This is a genomic window from Pseudomonas sp. BAV 4579 (genome assembly GCF_009765395.1).
GTDB classification, from domain to species: domain Bacteria; phylum Pseudomonadota; class Gammaproteobacteria; order Pseudomonadales; family Pseudomonadaceae; genus Chryseomonas; species Chryseomonas aestiva.
On the sequence record NZ_WHOV01000052.1, the window covers coordinates 1 to 4,343 of the forward strand.

Genomic DNA, 4,343 nt, shown 5'->3' on the forward strand with positions numbered 1-4,343 from the left:
GGTCCTGCGGTCGGACCTTTTGGTTATCTCCTCATCAGGCTAATCACGGTTTGGACCCGGCACTGCCGGGTCTTTTTTTGTCCGCGATTTGGTCCTTCGCTAGGTTGCGCGTCAACGTGCAGTTGCTGAAGACGTTGAACCCCCCCTCCCGTGCCTCCCCCTCGGGTCCATAGTGAATCTTGCTGAGCACGCATCCGCCTAGGTGGGTCAAAACTCGGTGATTTGCTTTGAGAAAGCTCACATGTCGCTTTACTTCTAAGCGACCACAAAAAACCGGCATATAGCCGGTTTTTTGAACGCAGTTGATCTTATTGGCTTGGTGCTTTAACAGGACACCAGACAACAGTCGATCAAAAGTCCAGGGTAGCGGAAACCTTGAGGGTACGAGGGTCGCCCTGGGTCAGGTAGCCGCCAAAGGCGGATTCCCAATAGGCGTTGTTGGCCACATTCTCGACGTTGGCGCGTAAGGTTACGTCCCTTTGCTCAACCTTGAAGCGATAACGGGCGCCAAGGTCAACACGGGTCCAGGCAGGGATACTTAGGTTGTTGGCGGCATCGGCATATTGGCCGCCGGTACGCAGCAATCGGCCGTTGAGCGCCACGCCCTGCAGCCCTGGAACGTCCCAGTCGGCGCCCAAGTTGTACTGGAAGCGTGGCACGCCAATGGCGCGGTTGCCGTCGTTGCTGCCGTTCTGGGTACCCTTGAGCTCAGTGTCCATCAGGGTGGCGCCGGCCAGCAGACGCAGCCCCAGCAGAGGTTCGCCGAAGACGTTCAGTTCGACGCCGCGGTTCTCCTGTTCTCCATCGCGGACGAAGATCTGCTGGCCGTTGATGTAGCCATCAGCCGGCTGCTCGATGCGGTAAACGCCGAGAGTGGCGCCGAAGGTGCCCTGGTCGTACTTGATGCCAGCCTCGGTCTGCTTGGAGCGGGCAGGCGAGAAGACTTGGCCGACGTTAAGGGAGTTGCCGCCGGCAGTAGGCCCCTGCGCTAGGCCTTCGATGCGGTTAGCGTACAGCGAGACCTCATCGGTCAACTTGTAGACGACGCCATAGATTGGGGTGGTGACGGATTGGTCGTACTTGGCATTGCGGGGTCCGTCGCCATAGCCGTAGCCTTGGACCAGCAGGGACTGGCGGCGAATGCCTACCGTGGTCAGCAGACGATCGTCGAAGAAGCCGAGGGTATCGGAGAGGGCGAGACTCTGATTGGTGGTCTTGCCGGTGGTGCCAGGATCGTTGAGGTCTCCGCCGACAAGGCGGCCGAAGCGGGGATAGGCGACGGACACGGGATGATCCAGATTGCTGGGGGTTCCACCCACCGGGAAGGCGAAGTCGTAGGCGTTTTTCTGCTCCGTCCAGATGCTGGACGCGCCCAGGGCGATCTGGTGACTGATCGGGCCAGTCCGCAGGCTGCCATTCAGGCCGGTCATGACAGTGCGGGAGTCGTCGTCATGGGGGATCTTCGAACCGCCGACCGTGATGTTGCCGGCTTGGTCCCGCAGCGTGGCACTGCCATAGGTCCCGTTCTCGCGAGTGTGCTTGCCGCCCATGGCAAGGTAGGCAGTCCAGCTGTCGCTCAGGTCATACTCGCCACGCACCATGCCGAAGGTGTCTTCCAGCTGGGTGCGGGTCCAGGGGGCGTTGTAGTTGGTGTCGGACGAGGGTGCATGGGGAAGGCGAGTCAGGCCGCTCCCGAGTAGCAAGCTGTCGCGGCCGCCATTGACCACCTGTTTCTGGTAGCCGAAATCGGTGGAGAGTCGGAAGGTGTCGCCCCGGTAATCCAGGCCGGCGACGAATAGCTTGGATCTCTGGCTTTCGTCGTCGATGGCGGTATCGCCTTCGCGCTGCATCAGGTTGAGGCGGGCTCCGAAGCGGTTGTCGGCACCGAAGCGCTGGCCGAGGTCGAGATGCTGGCCGAGGCGGCCATCGCTGGTGTAGTCGACGGTGTAGCTACGGGTCGGTGTGTCCTGGGCGCGCTTGGGTTGCAGGTTGACCGCGCCGCCGATGCCGGAGCCGGTGGGCGTCACGCCATTGATGAAGGCGTTGGGGCCCTTAAATACCTCGACCCGATCCAGTGCCTCGGTGGCGATGATCTGCCGGGGCATAACGCCATAGAGATTGTTGAACGAAATGTCGTCGCCGGTCAGCTTGTAGCCACGGATGACGAAGTTTTGCGACTGGTTGGCATAACCGCTGTACTGGCGCACCGAGGCATCGTTGCTCAGCACCTCGCCGATGGTCTGGGCCTGCTGGTCCTGGATCAGCTTGGCGGTGTAGCTGGTGACGCTGAAGGGCACGCTCATGTTGTCCTGGTTGCCGAGCACGCCCAGCTTACCCCCAGTCGCCACCTGGCCACCGGTATAGGCGGGCGGCGGAGCGTTCTTGGGCGACTCGGTGGCAGTTACCGTGGTGGAGTCCAGTTGCACGGTGTCGCCGTTGGTTTGCGCCAGGGCAGGCAGGGTGGTGGCGGCGCAAAGCGTGGTGATGGACAGGGCGAGGGGCGAAAGCGGGAAAACAGAGCGCGAGCGAGCCATGACAAGCGAATCCTGTGCTGACGGGTCGAGGGCTCGGAGTACCTGCCAGAGAGACAGGATCACGAGTGGGACGCGATCTTATTAGCTTATGATAACCGTTATCGTTAATTCGGATGAACGTTGCACTTCCTCCGACTAGCGCTCTCGCGATAACTCCTGCCTTTGATAAGCGATCGGAGTGGAAAGGAACATCGCATTCTCGACCAGGTGCCGGTAATCGCTCAGACACGCATCCCGATGTCTGGCGATTTCGACGACCCGCCCTGCTGCTACCGTTTCCGAAAATAGGCCGCCCCAGCATGAAGCTATCGGAAGATAGGACTCACCTAGCGTGGGGCTGTCGCCCGGAGCAAACAGCCAGGCGAAAACCGTGCCGATACCTAAAGGCGCCGAGAGCTCCAAGTCGCACCTCGTGCCTTTCCAGCCACCGACTCAACGTCTAGGTGAGGAGGAGCCGCGGCACAACGTGAAGCCGCAGACATTGCCTACTCAAAGAAAGTGGATTACGCCTGCTCAAGATGCTCCTTCAGAATTAGGACAGCACATGAATGCTTCCTCATCCTAAGGCAGCTACCGCAAACGACCTGAAAGTTTTGAAAGGTCTTCGGAAACCCCATGTAGGCGTTCGCTGGCACTCTGAGTACGTTGTAGGTCCTCTTCGTTGTGTCGAGCGACCGTGACGATCTCAGCGAGGTTACGAGCGATGTCCTCGGCCACCGAAGTCTGCTCCTCTGCCGCCGTGGCGATCTGCCGGTTCATGTCACGAATGGCTTCCACAGCAAGGGTGATGCTACGCAGCCTTTCGCCAGAAGCCACCACCTGATCGCGTCCGGCACTGCTTTCTGCGGCGCCCGCTCGCACCGCCTCAGCCGCTTCGTGGGCGGCGCCCTGCAGCGTCGCGATCAGCTGATGGATCTCGCTGATGGAACTGGCCGTGCGCACCGCCAGGCTACGGACCTCATCGGCCACCACGGCGAAGCCACGCCCGGCATCCCCTGCCCGAGCGGCCTCGATGGCAGCGTTGAGCGCCAGCAGGTTGGTCTGATCGGCGATGCCGCGAATGACCTCCAGCACACTGCCGATACGCTCGCTATCGTGTTCCAGACGGGCGATGACGGCGGCGGTTCGGGTGATCTCAGCATGCATCCGCTCAATGGTGGCGATGGTCTGGGTCATGCTCGTCTCGCCTTCTTGGGCAGCACGATCCGCATCGTTGGCCGCCGTGGCGGCGCTACCAGAGTGGCGGGCCACCTCTTCCGCCGTCGCGCTCATCTCGTGCATGGCGGTGGCTACCTGATCAGTACGCGAAAACTGGTCGCGGATACCCTCGCCGCTGCGCTGGGCGATGGCGCCCAGTTCCTGGGTGGTAGCGTCGAGTGCAGCGGTACCCTGGTGCAATTGGCCAGCCAAATCGACGAAAAAGTCGCGCAGGCGGTTGGCGGCGCGGGCGAGCCGACCCACCTCGTCGCGTCGCGACTCGGTCAGCGGCTGCCCCAGGCGCCCTTCGCTGAGCTGAACCAATTGCTCGGTGACCCGTGACAGCGGCCCGACGACACGGCGGTTGACCAGCCAGGCGCTGAGTAGGGCGATCAGGGCGGCAAAGGCGAGCATGGTGCCGACCGCCAACAATACGGTGCGCTGTGCCTCGGCACTCAGGGCCTCGGCCTGGCTGTTGGCGCGTGCGTGCAACTCGGTCACCAGACCGGATAGCTGCTCGCTGGTAGCCCGGTCAATGCCCTTGACCGCGGCATCGCCTTCGCGACGCCATGCAGTACGTGGTCAATCGCTCCGGTTACAGCCTGTGCGGCC

General features: G+C 62.0%; 1 protein-coding gene and 1 pseudogene. Both read right to left on the reverse strand.

The window, feature by feature from the left end:
• Nucleotides 1-350: 350 nt before the first annotated feature.
• Nucleotides 351-2,534, reverse strand: a complete 2,184-nt coding sequence (locus GSQ95_RS12295) for a TonB-dependent siderophore receptor (protein ID WP_158897065.1) — start codon at nucleotides 2,532-2,534, stop codon at nucleotides 351-353.
• Nucleotides 2,535-3,104: 570 nt separating this feature from the next.
• Nucleotides 3,105-4,289 (reverse strand): annotated as a pseudogene (locus tag GSQ95_RS12300) (methyl-accepting chemotaxis protein); the annotation flags it as partial.
• Between the last annotated feature and the right edge of the window lie 54 nt (nucleotides 4,290-4,343).